Source organism: Aeromonas sp. Y289-2 (assembly GCF_027705925.1).
In the GTDB taxonomy this organism is placed as follows: Bacteria; Pseudomonadota; Gammaproteobacteria; order Enterobacterales; family Aeromonadaceae; genus Aeromonas; species Aeromonas veronii.
Window position 1 is genome coordinate 176,732 of the sequence record NZ_JAPDCH010000001.1, and the last position, 21,236, is coordinate 197,967.

Consider the following 21,236-nt stretch of genomic DNA (forward strand, 5'->3'; position numbering starts at 1 on the left):
CAGAGGCAGAGGCAGAGGCAGAGGCAGAGGCAGAGGCAGAGGCAGAGGCAGAGGCAGAGGCAGAGGCAGAGGCAGAGAATGATTCCATAGTCACAGGCTTATGGGTATTGCTTGATACCCGCGATGGCGCCTCTGTTCACCCCTTAAACCTGATCAGCTGTTCCACGAGCCATAGCAACACTGATGCAATGGCAGGCAGAGCAACCGCCTATCCCCTTAGAGCGCGAATAAAGCATAATCGCATTACAGACGGTGCCTAGGTCAATCCTGGTGAGCCCCTCCCCTTGATCCTCTTCAAATCCCCAGTAATAACTGTTGTGGTTGCGATGGAACTGGGGGCGATTCACAGGGGATGATTACTCCCCCTGAATCGCACGCATAAAAAAACCGGCGCCTTGGCGCCGGTTTTTGCTCACTATCTCTCGATTACAGAGAAGCAGTGAAGGTACGGGTGATGACGTCTTGCTGTTGCTCTTTGGTCAAAGAGTTGAAGCGAACGGCATAACCGGATACGCGGATGGTCAACTGCGGATATTTCTCCGGGTTTTCCATGGCGTCCAGCAGCATTTCACGGTTCATCACGTTAACGTTCAGGTGCTGACCACCCTCTACGTTGGATTCGTGGTGGAAGTAACCGTCCATCAGGCCAGCCAGGTTGGCTTTCTGGGCTTCCATATCTTTACCCAGTGCGTTCGGAACGATGGAGAAGGTATAGGAGATACCATCTTTAGCGTAAGCGAACGGCAGCTTGGCTACGGAAGTCAGGGAAGCAACAGCACCTTTCTGGTCACGACCGTGCATCGGGTTTGCACCCGGGCCGAACGGAGCACCAGCACGACGGCCATCCGGGGTGTTACCGGTCTTCTTGCCATATACCACGTTGGAGGTGATGGTCAGAACAGACTGGGTAGCAACAGCACCACGGTAGGTGTTCAGCTTCTGAATCTTCTTCATGAAGCGCTCAACCAGGTCACAGGCGATATCATCGACGCGAGCGTCGTTGTTACCGAACTGCGGGTATTCGCCTTCGATTTCGAAGTCGATAGCAACGCCATCTTCGTCACGAATCGGCTTGACCTTGGCGTACTTGATGGCAGACAGGGAGTCAGCGGCTACGGACAGACCCGCGATACCACACGCCATGGTGCGATATACGTCACGGTCGTGCAGCGCCATCAGAGAGGCTTCGTAGCTGTACTTGTCGTGCATGTAGTGGATGATGTTCAGCGCAGCAACGTATTGCTTGGCCAGCCAATCCATGAAGTGGTCCAGACGATCCATTACGTCGTTGTAGTCGAGGTACTCAGACTTGACCATCTCGGTTTTCGGACCGACCTGGATCTTGAGCTTCTCGTCCATACCACCGTTGATTGCATACAGCATGGTCTTGGCCAGGTTGGCACGAGCACCGAAGAACTGCATCTGCTTACCAACGATCATCGGGGATACACAGCAAGCGATGGCGTAGTCATCGTTGTTGAAATCCGGACGCATCAGATCGTCGTTCTCGTACTGAACGGAAGAGGTCTCGATGGATACCTTGGCACAGTACTTCTTGAAACCGACCGGCAGCTTCTCGGACCACAGGATGGTCAAGTTCGGCTCAGGGGACGGGCCCATGGTGTACAGGGTGTTCAGCATACGGAAGCTGTTCTTGGTGACCAGAGTACGGCCATCAACGCCCATACCAGCCAGGGTCTCGGTCGCCCACATCGGGTCGCCGGAGAACAGTGAATCGTATTCCGGAGTACGCAGGAAGCGAACCATACGCAGCTTCATGACCATGTGGTCCATCAGCTCCTGGGCTTCTTGCTCGGTGATCAGGCCTTTCTGCAGGTCACGCTCGATGTAGATGTCCAGGAAGCTGGAGGTACGACCGAAGGACATGGCTGCACCGTTCTGGGACTTGACTGCCGCCAGGTAGGCGAAGTAGGTCCACTGTACGGCTTCTTTAGCGTTCTTGGCCGGTACGGAGATATCGCAACCGTACTTGGCAGCCATCACCTTCATCTGTGCCAGGGCACGGTGCTGCTCGGAGATCTCTTCGCGCAGACGGATGGTGGCTTCCAGGTTGACGCCGTTTTCCAGGTCAGCTTGCAGGGACTTGAACTGGGCCAGTTTGTCGGCCATCAGGAAGTCAACACCGTACAGAGCAACACGACGGTAGTCACCGATGATACGGCCACGGCCGTAGGCATCCGGCAGACCGGTGATAACACCAGACTTGCGGCAGTTCAGGATGTCTTTGGTGTAAACGTCAAACACGCCCTGGTTGTGAGTCTTGCGGTATTCAGTGAAGATCTTCTCGACCATCGGGTCCAGTTGACGACCGTACACTTCGCAAGAAGTTTTAACCATCTTGATACCGCCGTTGGCGATGATGGCGCGCTTCAGCGGCTTGTCAGTCTGCAGACCAACGATCTGCTCCAGGCTCTGATCGATATAACCGGCATCGTGTGCGGTAATGGTGGAGGGCAGGTCAGTATCAAAATCAACCGGCGCATGAGTGCGGTTCTCGATTTTGATCCCTTCCATGACCTTGTCCCACAGCTTGGTGGTCGCTTCGGTCGCGCCAGCCAGGAAGGACTCGTCACCTTCATACGGGGTGTAGTTCTTCTGGATGAAGTCACGGGTGTTGACAGAGGTCTGCCATTCACCGGCCGCGAAGCCTTCCCATGCTTTTTGGAACTGTTCGTTAAGTTCTGCCATTTTTCATTACCTCACACGGTATTGATGTAGTATCCCGCAATCATCCTTAATGATGACGACGGAAGATAAACCAGTAAGTCAGACCAACCATCACGCCACCACCGATGATATTGCCGATGGTCACGGGGATGAGGTTGTGTAGGACGAAGTTGGATACGGTCAGGTCAGCAAAGGTTGCCGGATCCTGGCCGATGGCCTGCCAAAATTCCGGACTAGCCACGCTGTGGATAGCGATACCAACCGGAATCATAAACATGTTTGCGATGCTGTGCTCGAAACCTGAGGCAACGAACATGGCAACCGGCAGCAGCATAACCACTACCTTGTCAGTCGCGCTGCGGGCACCAAAGGCCATCCAGGCAGCAAGACATACCATCAGGTTACAGAGGATACCCAGCGCCACCGCTTCAAAGAAGGTGTGGTGAATTTTGTGTTGGGCCACTTTGAGGGCGTTAAGGCCCCACTGGCCGTCTGCTGCCGTGTACTCGGCAGAAACGATGATCAGCGCCACCATCAGCAGACCGCCAATCAGGTTGCCGAAGTAGACCAGACCCCAGTTCTTGAGCAGCTGAGCCCAGCTGATGCGATTGGCAGCCTTGGCCACCAGTGTCAGGGTGGTGGAGGTGAACAGCTCGGCACCGAGCAGCACACAGAGAATAAGTCCGAGAGAGAAGCAGAGACCGCCCACCAACTTGGCCATACCCCAAGGCATGGTACCGGTTCCGGTCGTCACTGTGATGTAGAAGATAAATGCGATGGCGATGAAAGCGCCTGCGGTAATGGCCAGTGGAATGACCTTGTATGCCGGCTTGGTAGCCTTGGCATAGGTGATGTCTTCAGCCAGTGCAGCGATGGCTTCGGGCTTGAGACAATCGAATGGAGATTCAGCTTTCAATTATTTTCTACCTGAATGTTTTGCCTGTTGAAATCATAACAAAGGGCCAAATAGCCAAAATTGACATTGATCAAGTTTATCAGAGTGCGATTGTAATTTTACTACAAATATTTTAGTGCGATGGCTACGCCACTTTACACCAGGTATCAGCTGAAACAGAAATATCACATTTTTAATGCAATGATTTTAAAGAATTTATTCTAGAGCATGGAAATGTGGCATTGGCAAGATATCTTTGCAGATCGACAGCACATCCCCTGCCCTGCCATCAACCCCCTTAGGGGTATTTTTTGTTTTTTATTTCATCTTTGAATAACAATCCCGTGCCTTGCCGCACGATAAACAGAAGGGGCCACACGGCCCCTTCCTTTACAGCAACAATCACGCCCAGTGATGGGCTCGCTTGGCCTTCTGCAGCTTCTCGTAGGCCGCCAGCAGCTTCTGGTGCAGCGGGAACTGGGAGAGCGACAGGTCGGCCGCCTCCAGACCGTGGAAGCGAGCTTCGCCACTGGCGTTGGCCCATGCCTGTGCCAGCGTCTCTTCACCATACATGCGGGTGAAGACGGCGCGATACTGCTCCGGATCCCGCTCCTCGTCGAGGAACAACTCGACGCAGGCACGCAGGGCGCGGTAGTAGCTGGCACGCTCGGCAGTAAACACCGACTGGTTGAACTCCATGGTCCAGTCGATGAGATCCAGTGCGGTCTCCAGCTCACCGGCGGCCAGCGCCAGCATGGCTTTCAGCTCGCCAACGCGCAGGGTGTGCAGCGCGGTACCCTTGGCAGCGGCGATGCCCAGCAGCTCGCGTACACGGGTACGCTCGTCGTGCCCCTCTTCATCCAGTTGATCAAACAACGCCATGTACTGCTCGGCATCCCAATCAAGTGATGGCAGTGCCAGGATCACTTCGCGCAGGTTGGCGCCCATGTTGTTGTTGGCCAGCAGCAGATCTTCGGCCGGATAGATGTCGGACATGCCCGGCACCAGAATGCGGCAGGCGTAGACACCCAGATGCTCGTAGTCGGCGATATAGACCGGCTGTTCCAGCTCGTGGAAGATGCCGATCAGGTGCTCAAACTCCTCCTGCGAGGTGCCACGGAAATCCCAGTCGGCAAACTCGAAGTCCGCATCCTGCTTGAACAGGTCCCAGCTGATAAGGCCGGAGGAGTCGATGAAGTGGGTCTCGAGGTTGTGGTGATCCGCCACCTGTTCGTTATCGAATGACGGTGGCACGAATACGTCGAGCTCCTTGAGACCGCGGCCCTGCAGCAACTCGGTGACGGTCCGCTCGAAGGCCACTTCGAAGCGCGGGTGGGCGCCGAAGGAGGCAAAGCAGGTGCCATTGCTCGGGTTGAGCAGCACCACGCAGATGACCGGATAACGGCCACCGAGGGAGGCATCGAAGCTGTAAATGGGGAAGCCTTCCGCTTCGAGGGCGGCGATGGAGGCGGCAATCCCCGGATAACGGGCAATCACCTCGTCCGGGATCAGCGGCAAGCTGATGGCCTCGGCGATGATCTTGTTCTTCACGTGGCGCTCGAACACCTCGGAGAGCGCCTGGGTGCGCGCTTCGGTCTTGGTGTTGCCAGCGCTCATGCCGTTGGAGACATAGAGGTTGCCGATGATGTTCATCGGGATGTAGACGGTCTCGTGATCGGACTGACGCTCGAACGGCAGGGCGACGATACCGCGCTCTTCGTTGTTTGACTGCAGATCCACCAGCATGTCGGCGGTCACTTCACCGTCCGGGTTGTAGAACTTGCGAGTGAAGCTGTCGAGCAGACCGGCCGGGAACTGGTCACCCTCGATGGGGAACCACTTTTCGTTCGGGTAGTGAACGAAATCGCCGTTGGCGACCTGCTCGCCCAGATAGAAGTCGGCGAAGAAGTAGTTGGTGGAGAGACGCTCGAAATATTCGCCAAGGGCAGACGCGAGGGCCGCCTTCTTGCTGGCACCCTTGCCGTTGGTGAAGCAGAGGGCGCACTCTTTGTCGCGAATATGCACCGACCAGACGTTCGGCACGGGGTTGAGCCAGGAGGCCTCTTCAATATCAAAGCCCAAGGCTTGCAGCTTGGTCTGGAAGCGTTCGATGGAGTCTTCCAGCGCCGCGTCCTTGCCGGGAATAAAAGTGTGGTCAGTCATCACGATATCCTGATTTTTATTGGCTCATGTTCGGCCGCAGATAATAGCAGGGGTCGGCGGCTTTGGCAGGACAAAAATCAGCAAACAGGGATGAGTCGCACGGTGAGAAACCGGCTTGCCCCCTCTCCCCCACCACAAACAGCGCGGGCCCGGGGATTGCCCGGGCCCGCTGGTTACGCGACGCGATACATCGTCAGAGCTGCTTGCCCTGGCTCGCAATCACCTGGCTGTACCAGTGGAAGCTCGCTTTCTTGATCCGGCGAAGGGATCCCCCCTGCTCGTCACGCTCCACATAGACGAAGCCGTAACGCTTCTGGTAGCCGTTGAGCCAGCTCAGGATGTCGGTGAACGACCAGGCGCAGTAGCCGAGCAATTCCACCCCATCCTGCATCGCCTCCTGGCACGCCTTGACGTGGCTGCGCAGGTAATCGATGCGGTACTCATCGTTCACCTTGTCGCCCGCCTCCAGCTTGTCGAACTCGCCAAGACCGTTCTCGGTGATCATCAGCGGCAGGCCATAGCGGGAAGAGAGGCGACGCAGGGCGATGCGCATACCAGTCGGGTCGATGGCCCAATCCCAGTTGCTGGTCTCAAGGTGCGGATTGGGCGCTGTCTTGTAGAGGCCGGGGATGCCGCTCGATGGCGTAGTGCCTTTCTTGCCGGTGGTGTTGATCCGCTGCAGGGTCTGACCGCCCAAGGGGTTATCAGTGTAGGTCAGGGTGTAGTAGTAGTTGACGCCGATGTAGTCGGGCGTCCCCTCGCGCAGCAGCTCCATATCGCCCGGCAGGATCTCGGGTGCCTCGCCGTTTTCCCGCAAGTAAGCGAGCGCCGCCTGCGGATAGCGGCCAAAGCAGTAGGCATCCAGCCACCAGAGGTTGTTGAACTCCTCGGCGTTCTCATAGGCCAGCATATCTTTCGGATCGCACGACGCCGGATAGGCAGGGGAGTAGGCAAAGCTCGGGCCGATGAGGCCATTTGGCACATGCTGGCGAAACGCCTTGATCACCCGGGCATTGGCCAGAAACGCGATGTGGTTGGCGGCAAAGAAGCGCTTGCGATCCTGCACGGCCGGCGGATGGGTGCCGAGCTGATAGGCGTTGGTCAGGTTGTAGTTCTGCTCGTTGAGAGAGACCCAGTACTTCACCTTGCCGGCAAAGCGCTGATAGAGGGTCACGCAGTAGCGCTCGAAATCCTCGATAATGCGTCGGTCTTCCCAACCGCCGTACTCATCCTGCAGCGCCTGCGGCAGATCCCAGTGATAAAGGGTCAGCACCGGTTCGATCTGGTGGGCCAAGAGGGTGTCGATCAGCTTCTCGTAGAAGGCCAGCCCCGCCTCGTTCACCTCCCCCCGACCGGTGGGATAGATGCGCGGCCAGCTCACCGAGAAGCGGTAAGCCTTGAGCCCCATCTCGGCCATCAGCGCCACGTCCTCTTCCATGCGGTGGTAGTGATCCACCGCCACATCGCCGTTGCTCCCCTCAAAGGTCTTGCCCGGCAGCTTGGTGAAGAGATCCCACACCGAGGGCCCCTTGCCATCGGCATTCCAGCCCCCCTCCACCTGATAGGCGGCGGAGGCGGCGCCCCACAGAAAATCGCTCGGGAAGTCGTTGAACTTGTGGTGATGCATCTGGTGTTGCTCCTTCTGCGCTGATGGTGTCAACCATCTCTGATAACTCGGCGCCCCCTGTCTGGGCACCCGAAATGAATTGGCATAAGCATCCAACACTTCTAAAATTCCGTCCAATGACATATATGACCACTCAACATTCCCAACAGGAATGAAAGGAGCCCTGATGGAGCTACGGGATCTGAAAGCCTTCGTCACTCTGGGGGAGGTACTGCACTTCGGCCAGGCGGCGGTACGCCAGCACGTTACCCAGTCGGCCCTGAGCAAACAGATAAGGCGGCTGGAGGAGGAGCTGGGCGGCGAGCTGTTCGAGCGCAACGCCAGTACCACTCGCCTCACCGGACTGGGCAGGGCGCTGTATGAAGATGCCCGCGCTGTGGTCATCCAGAGCGAGCAACTCTCGCGCACCGCCCGCGACGTGCTGGCGGGCAATGTCGGCACCCTGCGCATCGGCTTTGGCGTGGCCACCAAGATCCTGGTGCCCGCCGCCATCGCCCGCTTTCGCGCCGAGCGGCCGCAGGTGACCATCGAGCTCAACGATCTCTCCACCCACCACCAGTTGCTGGCGCTGAGTGAAGGCAAGCTGGATCTCGGCTTTTGCCGCCTGCCCGCCCCCAAGGGGTGGCACGCCCTGCCGGTAGTCGAAGCCCACTTTGTCGCCGTACTGCCCGCCAGCTACCGCGATGTGAGGGAGTTGGCGGATCTGGTGGACAAACCGCTGGCGATCCTGCGTCGGGACAAGGCCCCATCCTTTTACGATCACCTGATGAACTATCTGGCCCAGAGCGGGCTGCGTTTTCGCGATATCCAGTACGTCAACGACTTCGCCGCTGGCGTCGCCACCGCGGCAGCCGAGATCGCCTGGACCCTGGTCCCCTCCTCCACCACCATAGAGCACCCGGATGTACTCACCCTGTCCCTTAGAGATGGGGAAGCCTGCTGGACCATTGGCCTTATTCGTCCGCCCCACAGCAAGGGGCCCTTGATCGATGCCTTCTGGGCAACCATCGCCGATATGGCGCCAAGATAGACACGCCGTTGGCAAACAGCAGATGGCGGCCGCGCATCAACGATAGCGTTCGACGATACGCGCCAACTCGCCGCTTTGTCGCAGCTGTTGCAGGGCATGGTTGAACTCGGTTATCCGGGTATTGAAGCGGGAGTGCTTGCCGATGCAGAGATTGAACGGGGTAGAGGCAAGCTGCAGCGGCACCTCGACCACCTGCCCGGACAATCCCAGCTGGTTGAGTTTGAAACGAGCCACCAGTGGGTCGGTCACCATCAGATCCCCCCGCCCCGCCGCCAGCATTTTGAAGACATTATCGACATTGATGGTGTGATGAACGGCGAAGCCCGCCAGGTTCTCCTTGCCCCAGCCGTTACCGAAATAGTCGAGAAAGGTAAGCGATTTGAAGTCGCTCAAGCGGCTGGCACGCTGAAACTCCGCCATGCGGGGATGGGCACGCTGGGTAAAAATGGTTAGCACAGTGGTGGTGACCGGCTCTTCCACAATCAGGGTATAGCTGCGCCGCTCCTGAGTGGCGATGGTGACAAAACCATCGGCCTGCGCCATCCGCACCAGTTTTTGCGCCCGTTGCCACGGATAACCTTCATGGTGCACCAGCAGCCCCATCTGTGCCGCCACCCGATCCATCACGTCGATCATCAGCCCGCGCATCTTGCCCTGTTCATCACGCCACGAATATGGGGCAAAGTCGTCAAAGTAGACCATCTTCAACTCGGCCGCTGGCGCCGCCCATGCACTCTGCCACATCAGCAATCCCCACAGGATTGCGCTCCCCAGACTGACTCTCATGGCCGCGACTCCATCCACTTCTGCCAACTCTGAGCCTAGTGCAAAGCGGGCTGCGGCAAGGTTCAGGATCCAGTGGAAAAAGTGGCCAACGAAAAAAGAGAGAGGAAGCAGTGGCTTCCCCTCTCTTATTCGTTTGTCAGCAAGCCACCTTACCGATGGCGGTCACGGCTTGCCGGTTACGCCAGCTCGGCCCGCAGCGCCTTGGTGGCATCGACCATCACCTTGAGGGCGGCCTCTGTCTCTTCCCAGCCGCGGGTCTTGAGGCCGCAATCCGGGTTGACCCAGAGCCGCTCGGCCGGGATCTGTTTGGCGGCCTTGCGCAGCAACCCCTCAATCCAGCTCTGGCTCGGCACGTTCGGCGAGTGGATGTCGTAGACGCCCGGGCCAATCTCGTTGGGGTAGTTGAAGCGTTCGAACGCTTCGAGCAGCTGCATCTGGCTGCGGCTGGTCTCGATGGTGATCACGTCCGCATCCAGCGCCGCCACCGCCTCGATGATGAGGTTGAAATCGCTGTAACACATGTGGGTGTGGATCTGGGTGCGGTCCGCCACCGGGCTTGCGCTCAGACGGAAGGCGCGCACCGCCCAGTCGAGATAGGCCTGATGATCCTGCTTGCGCAGGGGCAAGCCTTCGCGGATCGCCGGTTCGTCGATCTGGATGATCTTGATGCCGGCGGATTCCAGATCTGCCACCTCGTCACGAATGGCCAGCCCGATTTGCAGGGCAGATTGCTCGCGGCTCACGTCTTCCCGCGGGAAGGACCAGCAGAGGATGGTCACAGGGCCAGTCAGCATCCCCTTCACCGGCTTGTCGGTCAGGCTCTGGGCAAATCGGGTCCATTCGAGCGTCATGGGGGTCGGGCGGTCGATGTCACGGGTGATCACCGGCGGCTTGACGCAGCGTGAGCCATAGCTCTGTACCCAGCCGAAGCGGGTGATGGCAAAGCCATCCAGCAGCTCACCGAAATACTCCACCATGTCATTGCGCTCGGCCTCGCCATGTACCAGCACATCCAGCCCGATGGCCTCCTGACGCGCGATGGCATCGCGGATCTCGGCCTTAATGCCAGCCTCGTAGGCGCTGTCGTCGATGCGACCGGCGCGCCAATCCTGCCGCAATACCCGGATCTGCGAGGTCTGCGGGAAAGAGCCGATGGTAGTGGTGGGCAGCAGCGGCAGCTTGAGATCCGAGCGCTGCAGCTCGGCCCTGACCGGATAGGGGCTGTGGCGATCAAAATCGCTGTTGGTGAGGCTGGCGAGCCGTGACTGCACCACTTTTTTGTGCACCCGGCTGTCGGACTCCCGATCCACGATGGGCTGGCTGTAGGCGGTGATTTTGTCGAGCTCGCCCCCATCCAGATACTCTCTGAGCAGTCCCAGCTCGAAACATTTTTGCAAGGCGAAGGCGAACCAGCTGCGGGTCTGGGGATCCAGCTCCTGCTCCAGGGTCAAATCCACCGGGCTATGCAGCAATGAGCAGGATGAGGCCACCCAGAGCCGCTCGCCGAGTTTGGCTTTCAGTGCCTTCAGAGTCGGCGCCAGCTTGGCCAGATTGGCACGCCAGACGTTGCGGCCGTTGATCACCCCGGCGGAGATGACCCACTGGGCGGGCAGATGCGGCACCAGGGTCTCCAGCTGCTCGGGGGCGGCAACCAGATCCAGATGCAGGCCATCCACTTTCAGGCTGGTGATAATGTCGCGCTGATGGGCAACCGAACCGAAATAGGTGGTGAGCAGCAGCTTGCAGGAGCCCGCGAGGCGCTCGTAGGCGTTGAGGTAGGCCAGCCGCCACTCGTCTGGCAAGTCCAGCGTCAGCGCAGGTTCGTCGATCTGCACCCACTCCACTCCTTGGGCGGCCAGTTTGGCCAGGATCTCCTGATAGACGATGAGCAGGCGATCGAGCAGTTCAAGGCGGGAGAAGCCGCTCTCTTTCTCCTTGCCGAGCCACAGATAAGAGACCGGTCCCAGCAGTACTGCCTTGACCGGCAGCCCCAGTGCTTTGGCCTCTTCTACCTCGTCAAACAGCTGGCTCCAGCCCAGCTTGAAGCGCTGATCACGGCTGAATTCCGGCACCAGATAGTGATAGTTGGTGTTGAACCATTTGGTCATCTCGGCGGCGGCCGCCGCCGGGCCGGTCGGCGCACGGCCGCGGGCCACCCGGAACAGGGTGTCGAGATCGGTCTCGCCATGGCGGTGGCGGGCAGGCACTGCATCCACCAGCAGGCTGGTACCGAGCACCTGATCGTACCAGGCAAAGTCGCCCACCGGCAGCAGATTGACCCCAGCGCCGTGCTGGGCCTGCCAATGGCGCTCACGCAGCGTCTTGCCCACGGCAACGAGTTCGGCCTGAGTGGTCTCGCCACGCCAGTAGGATTCGAGGGCAAATTTCAGCTCGCGCTTGGCGCCGATACGGGGGAAGCCCAGGGTGTGTGCTCGTGTCATAGGTTCATTTCCTTATGCTCATTCATCTGATGGGAAACTGGATGATTTAGCCATCCAGATGTTTACACATCCAAAATGACAAGATAAGGTGACGCTGGCTATTGAATCCTCTTCAAGTGGCTCTCAAATAATCCTCAACTGACCGCCAATCAGGTTCACCGCGAGGATACAGAGGCCGATGTTTACAGGTGCAAGAGGTGCCGGAGTCAAGAAGCGCAACAGGCCACCGCCGACCGCATCCTCAGCGCCATACGCAATCTCACAAGGAGCCATCTTATGGCAGTGCCAAGCAATGCAGGGATAGAGATCAAACACTTGAAAACATTGACCGCGCTGGCCGAGCAGGGCTCGCTGGCCGGTGCGGCGCTGACCCTCAACCTTACCCAGTCCGCCCTCTCCCACCAGCTCAAAGAGCTGGAGACCCGCCTCAATCTGGAGCTCTACCTGCGCAAAAGCCGCCCGCTGGTGCTGACCGCAGCCGGCAGCCAACTGCTCGCCCTCGCCCGTCAGGTACTGCCCGCCCTGGCCCAGACCGAGAAGCAGTTGCAGGCCTTGCAGAGCGGCGATGCGGGCAGGCTGCATCTGGCGCTCGATTGCCACAGCTGCATCCAGTGGCTGCTGCCGCTATTGCCAGATTTTCGCCGCCAGTGGCCTGGGGTGGATCTGGAGGTGGAGTCGGTGCCGGGCTTTGATGCCATCAATGCCCTGCTAGGCGGCCAGCTCGATCTGCTGCTCACCTCGGATGTGCAGGCCCGCGGCGATCTCCACTTCGAGCCGCTGTTTGCCTTCGATCTGACTCTGGTGATGGCGCCGGATCATCCCCTCTGCCACCAGAGTCGCATCGAGCCGGGCGATCTGGGGGCGGAGGTGCTGCTGGTCTATCCGGTGGAGCGCAGCCGCATGGATATCTTCAGCCGCTTTTTGCAACCCGCCGGGGTGGAGCCCGCCCGCTGCAAGCCGGTGGACAACACCTCGGTGATGCTGCAGATGGCCGCCGCCGGCCTCGGCGTCGCCGCCTTGCCACGCTGGGCCAGCGACGAGTTTGTCAGACAGGGGATGCTCTGCGCCCGCCCCCTCGGCAGCGGTATCCGTCGCCATATGTACGGCGCGGTGCGGGCCGCCGATCGGGATCAAGCCTGCCTGCAGAGCCTGTTCGAGCGCATTCGCCGCAAGATGGAGGGATAGCCCTCCTCAGCGTGGCTGACCGACCTCTGCCAGCAGTGCAGGCAACTGCGCCTTGATAAAGTCGATGAGGGCCCTGACCGCCGGTGACAGACCGCGCCGCGCGGGATAGAGCATCACCAGCTTGCCATCTTTGGGACGCCACTCGGGCAGCAGTTGTTGCAGCCGCCCATCCGCCAACTCACTCACGCAGGCGTAAAGTGGCAAGCCCACCATCCCGAGCCCCGCCAGCGCCGCCTGTTTGAGGGTTTGCACATTGTCGCTGCGCAGCAGCACATTGACCGCCACCTCCTCACTCTCCCCACTGTCGTGCCGCAGCCGCAACAGATCGGCCTGACGCTCCAGCGAGCTGAAGAGCAGGGCATCCTCTCCTTCCAGCTGGCGTGGATGCGCCAGCGCATTGTGGCGCGAGAGCCACGCCGGGGTCGCCAGCACGCCCCACTGCACCGTACAGAGCGGCACCTGCACCAAACTGGAGGGGGGCTGCTCAAAGGCCACCCCGCGGATCACCACATCCAGCCCCTCCTCCAGGAGATCCACCTGCCGATTGCTGGCTTGCACGGCGAGCCTCACCTTGGGGTATTGGGCCATGAAAGCGGGCAGCAAGCGGGCAAGCAGCGCATCGGCCATGGTAATGGGCACGCTGATCCGCACCAGACCGCTCGGCTCCTGCTGCCGTTGCAGCACAGCCGCCTCTCCCGCCTGCGCCTCGGCCAGCATCGCCTGACAGTGGCGATAGAGCACCTCACCGGCATCGGTCAGGCTGAGTTGGCGCGAGGTACGTTGCAGCAGCCGGGTATCCAGCCGCTCCTCCAGCAGCCGGATCCGGCGCGAGATCCGCGACTTGGGCACGCCAAGCGCCCGCGCGGCGGCAGTGAATCCCTGTCGCTGCACCACATGGGTGAAGAGATAGAGATCATTCAAATCAAGTTCCAGTGGTGTCATCGGGCAGCCTTGGTCAGGGTGAGGTGCATTCACATCGTTCCAGCAATAGAACGATAAGAACCTATTTCACCAGATTGTCGCCATTTTTGCAGCCATCATAATGGCCCTGTCCCCATCAGACGGTTGCTGCACGGGCAATCCGCCCCACCAGCAAGGTCCGTTTGACTGTTCCGATATCACAAGGAGTTCACCATGAAACTGCGACAAATCTGCTCTGCCACCCTGCTCGGTCTGGCGACCCTGACCGCCACGCTGGCCACCACAGCGACACCGGCCATGGCCGCCGAGGCTGCCAGCCATCCGACCGTATCACCCAACCGCTATCTGGAGATGCTCTCCCGAGACAATGCAGTACTGCTGCTGGTCGACCATCAGGTCGGCTTGCTCAGCGGCGTGCGCGACACCACGGTGGGCGAGCTCAAGCACAACGTGGTGGCGCTGGCCAACGCCGCCCGCGCCCTCGGCGTGCCGGTGATCGTGACCGCTACCATGCCCGATGGCATGTGGGGCCCCACCATGCCCGAACTGACCAGTGCCCTGCCGGATGTGAAAGTGATCAACCGCACCGTCATCAACGCCTGGGACGATCCCGCCGTGCGCGCCGCCATTGAGAAGACCGGCCGCAAACAGCTGATCATCGCCGGGGTATCCCTCGAGATCTGCGCCAGCTTCCCGGCCCTCTCTGCCAAGGCTGCTGGCTATGATGCCCGGGTGGTGCTCGATGCCTCCGGCACCTTCAACGAAGCCAAGCGCACCACTGGGCTGCAACGCTTGCTGGGGGCCGGTATCCCGGTCACCGACTACGCCTCCGCTGCGGTCGAGATGCTGCGCAGCAACGTCGACCCCAAGGCGCACGATGTCTACAGCGCCCTCGACATGCCTTTCGCCACCCTGGTGTGGCAGATGCAAGAGGGTGCCAAGAAGTCGTAACTCGCCCCGCCTTCGGTCAGATGACCGAAGGCATCTTTTGTCTTCAAGAGGTTATATCGATGACCAGACGCCTGACTCTCTCCACCCCCGTCAAGGGCCAACCGCTGCGCATTGGCAGCGGCTTTGCAGCCAGCCATTTTGGCGAACACTTTTTCAACGGTCTGATAGACCCCGTGGTGATGGTGGATCACTTCCAGATGACCGCCCCCACCTTCGAGCCCCATCCCCACGCCGGGATCTCTGCCGTCACCTATCTGTTCGAGGATTCGACGAGCCCCCACGTCAACTACGACTCCCTCGGCAATCAGGGCCCCATCGAACCGGGCGCGATCCACTGGCTGGCGGCCGGGCGCGGGGCCGTGCATACCGAGCAGCCGGAGGGGGAATCGCCCTATGTCCACGCCCTGCAGATCTTCGTCAACCTGCCTGCCCGTCAAAAGATGATGTCGCCTTTTGCCGTCCACGCAGCCGCAGCCACCATCCCCGAGTTTCATGGCGAAGGGGTGCGAGTACGGGTGGTCGCAGGCCACAGCAACTGGATAACGGCACCACACTCGGCAGAACTACCCCAACCCTTTACCCTGCTCGATGGCCATTGCGCGCCCGGCAGCCGCTTCACCCATCTGCTGGCGGCAGGCTGGAATGCCATGATCTATCCCCTGACCGGATCGCTGACCCTGCTGGCGGAGGGAGAGCGGCACCTCATCCCGGCAGGTCACGGGATGGGTGTCAGCCTGCCTGCCGATGGCGGCGAGGCGGTGGCTCTGCAGCTTGAGGCCACCGAGCCCTGCCACTTCGTGCTGCTCTCAGGCCAGGCGCTCAATGAACCCCTGGTCAAACATGGCCCCTTCGTCATGAACAGCCACGACGCCATTGCAGATCGGCTGCATGCCTATCAGCGCGGCGAATTTGGTCAGCTCAACGATGAGTGGCTGCGCAACGGCCAATATCGGCCATGAGCACGCTCGCTGGCCACCAGCCACAAAGCACGCGCTGGCCTCTGGTCTTCCTCGCCATTTTTGCCGGTGCCAGCGGCGCTCTCTGCCTTGGCAAAGTGCCCGCCGTACTCGGCATACTGCGCAGCGAGCTGGGGCTGACACTGGTCGAAGCCAGCTATCTCGCCTCAGCTTTCAATACGCTGGCGATCCTCTTCAGCCTCTTTCTCGGCCTGCTGCTGACTCGCTGGAGTGGACGGCAAACCGGGGTTGTCGGGCTACTGGTTATCGTCACAGGCGGGGCGTTGGCACTACCCGCCACCGGGCTGGCCATGATGCTGCTGTCGCGCATTGTCGAGGGGATTGGCTTTTTGCTGGTCTCGGTGGCTATGCCCGCCTTTATCGTGGCGGTGACCCGGGAGGAGGATAAACGGCTGGCCTTGAGCCTGTGGGCGGTCAACCTGCCTCTCGGGGCGGCGGCGGGTATGCTGCTCACCCCCTGGCTCACGGCGCAAGGTGGCTGGCGACTTGCCTGGCTGATCCTGATGATCCCGCAACTCTCTGCCCTGCTGCTTCTGCTCGCCAGTCGCTCGGCAGATAAACTGCGGGTCTGGGCATCCCAAAACTCGATCAACTCGGGCCACCCGCTACGCCAACTGACGGTGCTCCGGCAGAAGGCACTCTGGCGCTACGGGTTGGCGTTCACGCTCTACAGCCTGATGCTCTGGGCGCTCTTTGTCTGGCTGCCAACCATGTTGCAAGGCAGCCCCGGGATTGGCCAAAGCCAGATCGCCCTGCTTTCGGCGCTGGCGGTGGTCGCCAATATTCCCGGCAACCTGATGGGGGCATGGCTGCTGCGCCGGGGCGTGGCACGAGATCGGCTCATCAGCTGGGCACTGGGCCTGATGGCACTGTGCGGCATGCTCGCCTTCTGGCCCGGCCTGTCGCCGTGGTGGGCCTATGGACTCTGCCTCGTCCTCTCCCTTTCGGGTGGCATGGCGCCGCCGGCGATCCTCTCGTCCGCGCAGGGAGTGAGTCAGGGGCCGGTGCAACTGGCCATCGTGCAGGGCTTTTTTGTCCAGCTCGCCAACTTCGGTCAGCTGCTTGGCCCCCTGTTGCTGGCGGCCCTGATGACGGACAGCGGCCATTGGGGAAGCGCTCGCTGGCTCTTTCTGGGCGGCTTGCTGCTGGTCGCGCTACTCTATGCCGCGGGCCACCTGCCGGGCTCAAGCATGGCTGCAAAACAGGCTCGATCGCATTCGCGGCAAGATGAAAGGTGACGAATAGAGAGGGAAACATCACAGTTATCGCAGGGAATACTGGCCGGACAAGAGGCTGTTCAGTATGTTAACTGTTTAATCATGCTTAACGGTAGCCACCATGTCTCAAGTCGATCTCAATCTCTTTCGCGTCCTCGATGCGGTGATCCGCTATGGTGGTGTCACCACGGCCGCCGAGATGATGGAGATGACCCCCTCGGCCATCAGCCAGGCCATCAGCCGCCTGACCACCCTGGTGGGCGAGCCGCTGTTTGTCCGCCAGGGACGCGGCATCACCCCCACGGCGCGAGCGCTCAGTCTGCACCACGAGATCATGGTGCCGCTGCACGACATGGAGCGCAGCCTGCAGCGCACCGATCTCTTTGATCCCCAGACCAGTCGGCGCACCTTTCGCATCGCGGGGGTGCCCGATATCGATATCTTCTTCCTGCCGGAGCTCAACAACCTGTTGCAGACCCAAGCCCCCAACTGTCAGCTGGAGTGGAACACCCAGGTGCAGGACGAAGCCCTGCGCCAGAACAGCCTCTATCTGCACAGCGTTGATCTGGTGCTGGCCACCAAGCCGATGGCAGAGCAGGGGATCGAAAACGAGCAGATCATGTCCCAGGCCCTGCGCATCGCCTGCCGCAAGGATCACCCCAGGATCCGCCAAGCCCCCGACATGGCCACCTTCTTCAACGAAAAGCATGTGGTATTGCAAACCAGGCGGCTCGACAGCTTGCTGCTCAACACCCTGACCAAGGCGCCGCTGCCGCCGCGCCAGATTGCCTACGAGAGCGACTCCCTGCTCACCGCCCTTCATCTGGTGAGTCGTACCGACTGGCTCTGCGTCGCCAGCCAGTGGCATATGGAGAAGCTGGGGCAAGCGCTGGATCTGGCCAGCTATCCCCTCCCCTGGCTCTCGGAGGATTGCCCCGTCTACATGAGTTGGCACAAGAGCTCCGGTCAGGATACCGGGCTTAATTGGCTCAAAGATCAGGTGCGGGCCGTCAGTTCGTTTTAAGTATGCTTAACAGTCAAGCATGCCCATCTCCTCATCCGGGCTATCGCTCTTCTCGACAAACCGCCTTATGGATAATTCCCCTTCAGGATAATCGGGGGCCTTTTCTCAACCATTAAGGCGCAGCTCATGACGACATCGTCGTGCCGAAGTAGCTGCGCAGCGCCTCCACCACCCGTCGCACCTTCTCCGGGATCTCCCGCTGCGGCGTGATGGCGTGGATCTCCATCGGCGCCACCCGAAAACCGGGCAACAGTTCGAGCAGACGCCCCTGCGCCAGATCCTCGCCAATTTCTCCCTCCGGTTGCAGCGAGATCCCCTGCCCCGCCAGCGCAAACTGGCGCAGGGGCAACACGTTATTGCAGAGCACCTTGGCCTTGAACCTCACCCTGTGCTCGCCCCCCTTCTCGTCAAGCAGCAGCAAACCGTTGCCCAGCATGTCGCCGCAGAGCCAGTCGTGGGTGGCCAGATCGGCGGGTGTGCGCGGCGTCCCCTTGCGCGCCAGATAGGCGGGCGCAGCGCAGAGCAGCATCCGGGTCTGCCCCAGTTTGCGGGCCACCAGGGTCGAGTCAGGCAAGGTGCCGACCCGCAGCGCCACGTCGATCCGCTCGGCAATGAGATCCCGTTTCTCGTCGTCGGCGATGATCTGGATGGTGAGGCCGGGATGGGCCTGCAACAGCGGCGAGAGGGCCAGCGCCAGCGGCTGGCCCGCCATCCCCACCGGGGCGGTGATCCGCACTTCCCCGAGCAGGGCGTCGCGCACCTCCGAGAGGCGCAGCTCGGTCTCGCTCAGAGTCTGCTGCAACGCCCGACACCCTTGCCACACCACCTCTCCCGCCTCGGTCAGACTGAGACGACGGGTGGAGCGATGGAGCAGGGGCAGTCCGAGCAGGCTTTCGAGCTGGCTGATATGCTGACTGACGGCGGAGGGGGTCATGCCAAGGGATTTGGCCGCCCCTGTCATGCTGCCCGCTTCCACCACGGCGGCGAAGATGGCGTAACGTCTGAGCTGTTCCATTATTAAATCCAGCTTATAAGTGAATGCATTTTTGAGGTGATTATTAAATCATAAATGGCGGCGTAGGATAGCCCCATTCCAACAGTGAAGGAGAGTTCCCCATGAAGATTGCCCTGATCGGTGCCAGCGGTTTTGTCGGTTCAGCCATCCTGAACGAGGCCATCAGCCGCGGCCATCACGTCACCGCCATCGTCCGCGATATCAGCAAGGTGGCCGCCCATCCGCAGGTCACAGCCGTGGCGGTGGATGCCCAAAACCCGCAGGCATTGGCCGAGGTGCTCAAGGGGCACGATCGGGTGATCAGCGCCTACAACCCGGGCTGGACCACACCGGATATCTACGACCAGTACCTCAAGGGCGCCAACGCGATCGTCGCAGCAGCCAAAGCGGCCAACAGCTGGCTGCTGGTAGTAGGTGGCGCCGGCAGTCTGGAGGTTGCCCCCGGCGTGCAACTGGTGGATACCCCTGAGTTTCCGGCCGAGTGGAAACAGGGGGCGCTGGCGGCCCGCGACGGTCTCACCGCCCTGCGTCGTGAAACCACCCTCGACTGGCGCTTTGTCTCTCCCCCGGTGTTCCTCGAACCGGGCGAGAAGCGCGGCGGCTATCGGATTGGTGGCGATCAGGTGCTGTTCAGCGGCGAACAGCCTGCCGGGATCACCGCCGGTGATCTGGCTGACGGTGTGCTGAACGAGGCGGAAAAACCGGCTCACCAGCGCCAGCGTTTTACCCTGGGTTACTGAGAGCCCGCAACCGGTTAAGGCCAGAATGCGCGGTCACTCGCCTGCGCACCCGGTCAGGTGAACACCCGCTCAACCAGAAGGGAGGCATCCGCCTCCCTGCTGTTTTGGCCATTTTCTGTTTTGGTCATTTTTACCGCTTGCAGCATGCCTCTGGTTATCACTCTCCTTCCCATCATTCCCCATTCCGCCCTTAATGGCTGAGCAAAAAGCAGCCAGCCCATTACACACCGAATTCCATTTCGAATTTTGTATATAACTAAGAATAATTTGTTGTTTCCGTCTTATAACACCGAACAGTAGCATCCCCTTCATTCCAGATGGCGCCACACCGCAAGCGCATACCGCCACACTGTCGCGCCATCCCGTTTGCCGCTCATCAAGCCTGCCCGCACCAGAGGCAGCAGAAGAGATGGCGCCAGAGATAACGAAAGAGTGAGGAGGTGCACATGGAACATTCACCACTGCCGATCATCGATCTGGCTGCCCTCAACGGGGCACCCGAGGTGCGTCGCCCTATGCTGGCCCGGCTGGCCGCGGCCGCCCGCGATGTGGGCTTTTTCTATCTGGTCGGCCACGGCTTGAGCAAGATTGAGATGCTAGAGACTCTGGCGCTGGCAGAGCGCTTCTTTGCTCTGCCGGAGCAGGAGAAGATGGCGGTGCAGATGGTCAACAGCCCCCACTTTCGCGGCTATAACCGGGTCGGTGCCGAGCTCACCCGAGCGCGGCCGGACCTGCGGGAGCAGTTCGATATCATGAACGAGGCGCAGGCTCTGCCTGCAGCCCTGATCCGTGAACCCTGGCAGCGGCTGATCGGCCCCAACCAGTGGCCAATCGCCCTGCCAGAGATGAAAGACCATCTGTTGGCGTGGCAGGATCGGCTGAGCGACATCACCCTCACCCTGCTGGCCGCTTTTGCCGAAGTGCTGGAGCAACCGGCCAACGTGTTTGACGACAGCATCCGCGGCGCACCCTACCAGCACATGAAGCTGATTCACTACCCGGGGCAAGAGGCGGGCGGCAGCAGTCAGGGGGTCGGCGCCCACAAGGATCCCGGCTACCTGACGCTGGTGATGCAGGACAATCATTCGGGGCTTGAGGTCGAGACGGCCAACGGCTGGATCTCCGCGCTGCCCCTGCCGGGAGCACTGGTGGTCAATATCGGCGAGCTGCTGGAACTGGCCTCCAACGGCTATCTCAAGGCGACCCTGCATCGGGTAGTAAGCCCGCCGCCCGGCGTATCGCGCCTCTCCTGCGCCTTCTTTATGGCGGCGCGGCTCGATGCCACCGTGCCACTGCTCACCCTCTCCCCCGCGCTGGCAGCGCAGGCGCAAGGGCCGGAGAGTGACCCGACCAATCCGCTCTTCTATCAGGTGGGGGAGAACGTGCTGAAAGGGCGGCTGCGCTCCCACCCGGATGTGGCGGCCCGTCACTATGGGGAACCCGCTCGCCTCCCGCGCACTGAAAGCGAAGCGATACCGGCCTGAGCAACGCAAAGATGCGCAGGCGGGTATATGCATAAGCCACAAGCAGCATGCACATACCCGCACTGACAAAAACAACAAGCAACGAACAACAA

The 21,236-nt window shown here is 60.5% G+C and carries 17 protein-coding genes; 8 read left to right on the plus strand and 9 right to left on the minus strand.

Annotated elements, in window-relative coordinates; translation table 11 throughout:
- Positions 1-426: 426 nt before the first annotated feature.
- From pflB to OKC43_RS00820, 4 genes are all read right to left on the minus strand, one after another.
- Positions 427-2,709, minus strand: coding sequence for a formate C-acetyltransferase (gene pflB, locus OKC43_RS00805; protein WP_005352571.1), 2,283 nt, complete (start codon positions 2,707-2,709; stop codon positions 427-429).
- 46 nt (positions 2,710-2,755) lie between these two features.
- A complete protein-coding gene (gene focA, locus OKC43_RS00810; RefSeq protein WP_258720672.1) occupies positions 2,756-3,604 on the minus strand; it encodes a formate transporter FocA in 849 nt (282 codons plus the stop codon).
- 381 nt (positions 3,605-3,985) lie between these two features.
- Positions 3,986-5,746 carry a 30S ribosomal protein S12 methylthiotransferase accessory factor YcaO gene (ycaO, locus tag OKC43_RS00815; RefSeq protein ID WP_270658731.1) on the minus strand — a complete coding sequence of 587 codons (1,761 nt, stop codon included), beginning with the start codon at positions 5,744-5,746 and terminating at the stop codon, positions 3,986-3,988.
- A gap of 193 nt (positions 5,747-5,939) precedes the next feature.
- On the minus strand, positions 5,940-7,373 hold the full coding sequence (locus OKC43_RS00820; RefSeq protein WP_021231363.1) for a glycoside hydrolase family 1 protein: 1,434 nt from the start codon (positions 7,371-7,373) through the stop codon (positions 5,940-5,942).
- Positions 7,374-7,539: 166 nt separating this feature from the next.
- Here OKC43_RS00820 and OKC43_RS00825 point away from each other — a divergent pair, with 166 nt between their 5' ends.
- Positions 7,540-8,403: a LysR family transcriptional regulator gene (locus OKC43_RS00825; protein WP_123172914.1), complete on the plus strand. Its 864-nt coding sequence runs from the start codon at positions 7,540-7,542 to the stop codon at positions 8,401-8,403.
- A 36-nt stretch (positions 8,404-8,439) separates the two neighbouring features.
- Here the strand turns inward: OKC43_RS00825 and OKC43_RS00830 are convergent, their stop codons facing one another.
- Positions 8,440-9,189, minus strand: coding sequence for a substrate-binding periplasmic protein (locus tag OKC43_RS00830; protein ID WP_270658729.1), 750 nt, complete (start codon positions 9,187-9,189; stop codon positions 8,440-8,442).
- Positions 9,190-9,365: 176 nt separating this feature from the next.
- Positions 9,366-11,630 carry a 5-methyltetrahydropteroyltriglutamate--homocysteine S-methyltransferase gene (gene metE / locus OKC43_RS00835; protein ID WP_270658728.1) on the minus strand — a complete coding sequence of 755 codons (2,265 nt, stop codon included), beginning with the start codon at positions 11,628-11,630 and terminating at the stop codon, positions 9,366-9,368.
- Between the two features lie 276 nt (positions 11,631-11,906).
- Here metE and OKC43_RS00840 point away from each other — a divergent pair, with 276 nt between their 5' ends.
- Entirely contained in the window at positions 11,907-12,815 is a 909-nt protein-coding gene (locus OKC43_RS00840) for a LysR substrate-binding domain-containing protein (protein WP_270803706.1), read from the plus strand.
- A 6-nt stretch (positions 12,816-12,821) separates the two neighbouring features.
- On the opposite strand, the gene OKC43_RS00845 is transcribed toward OKC43_RS00840, so the two are convergent.
- Positions 12,822-13,757, minus strand: a complete 936-nt coding sequence (locus OKC43_RS00845; RefSeq protein ID WP_270803707.1) for a LysR substrate-binding domain-containing protein — start codon at positions 13,755-13,757, stop codon at positions 12,822-12,824.
- Between the two features lie 192 nt (positions 13,758-13,949).
- Between OKC43_RS00845 and OKC43_RS00850 the strand changes: the two genes are divergently transcribed.
- The 4 genes from OKC43_RS00850 to OKC43_RS00865 all read left to right on the plus strand — a co-directional run bounded on the left by OKC43_RS00850 (position 13,950) and on the right by OKC43_RS00865 (position 17,905).
- Positions 13,950-14,687, plus strand: a complete 738-nt coding sequence (locus tag OKC43_RS00850; RefSeq protein ID WP_041210334.1) for an isochorismatase family protein — start codon at positions 13,950-13,952, stop codon at positions 14,685-14,687.
- Positions 14,688-14,746: 59 nt separating this feature from the next.
- On the plus strand, positions 14,747-15,646 hold the full coding sequence (locus tag OKC43_RS00855; protein ID WP_270803708.1) for a pirin family protein: 900 nt from the start codon (positions 14,747-14,749) through the stop codon (positions 15,644-15,646).
- The gene (locus tag OKC43_RS00860) at positions 15,643-16,902 is read left to right on the plus strand and encodes an MFS transporter (protein ID WP_270803709.1); all 1,260 of its coding nucleotides are present in this window, start codon (positions 15,643-15,645) and stop codon (positions 16,900-16,902) included. The genes OKC43_RS00855 and OKC43_RS00860 overlap by 4 nt, the downstream gene beginning before the upstream one ends.
- A gap of 100 nt (positions 16,903-17,002) precedes the next feature.
- A complete protein-coding gene (locus OKC43_RS00865; RefSeq protein WP_005352600.1) occupies positions 17,003-17,905 on the plus strand; it encodes a LysR family transcriptional regulator in 903 nt (300 codons plus the stop codon).
- A 124-nt stretch (positions 17,906-18,029) separates the two neighbouring features.
- Here OKC43_RS00865 and OKC43_RS00870 read toward each other — a convergent pair whose 3' ends face one another.
- Complete coding sequence (locus OKC43_RS00870) at positions 18,030-18,920, minus strand: LysR family transcriptional regulator (RefSeq protein WP_043824627.1); 891 nt, start codon at positions 18,918-18,920, stop codon at positions 18,030-18,032.
- A 101-nt stretch (positions 18,921-19,021) separates the two neighbouring features.
- Here OKC43_RS00870 and OKC43_RS00875 point away from each other — a divergent pair, with 101 nt between their 5' ends.
- Complete coding sequence (locus tag OKC43_RS00875) at positions 19,022-19,660, plus strand: NAD(P)-dependent oxidoreductase (RefSeq protein WP_270803710.1); 639 nt, start codon at positions 19,022-19,024, stop codon at positions 19,658-19,660.
- A gap of 53 nt (positions 19,661-19,713) precedes the next feature.
- Here the strand turns inward: OKC43_RS00875 and OKC43_RS00880 are convergent, their stop codons facing one another.
- Positions 19,714-19,881 (minus strand): hypothetical protein, encoded by a 168-nt coding sequence (locus tag OKC43_RS00880; protein WP_270803711.1) that lies wholly within the window; start codon positions 19,879-19,881, stop codon positions 19,714-19,716.
- A gap of 225 nt (positions 19,882-20,106) precedes the next feature.
- Here OKC43_RS00880 and OKC43_RS00885 point away from each other — a divergent pair, with 225 nt between their 5' ends.
- Positions 20,107-21,144 (plus strand): isopenicillin N synthase family dioxygenase, encoded by a 1,038-nt coding sequence (locus tag OKC43_RS00885; RefSeq protein ID WP_270803712.1) that lies wholly within the window; start codon positions 20,107-20,109, stop codon positions 21,142-21,144.
- Positions 21,145-21,236 lie beyond the last annotated feature (92 nt).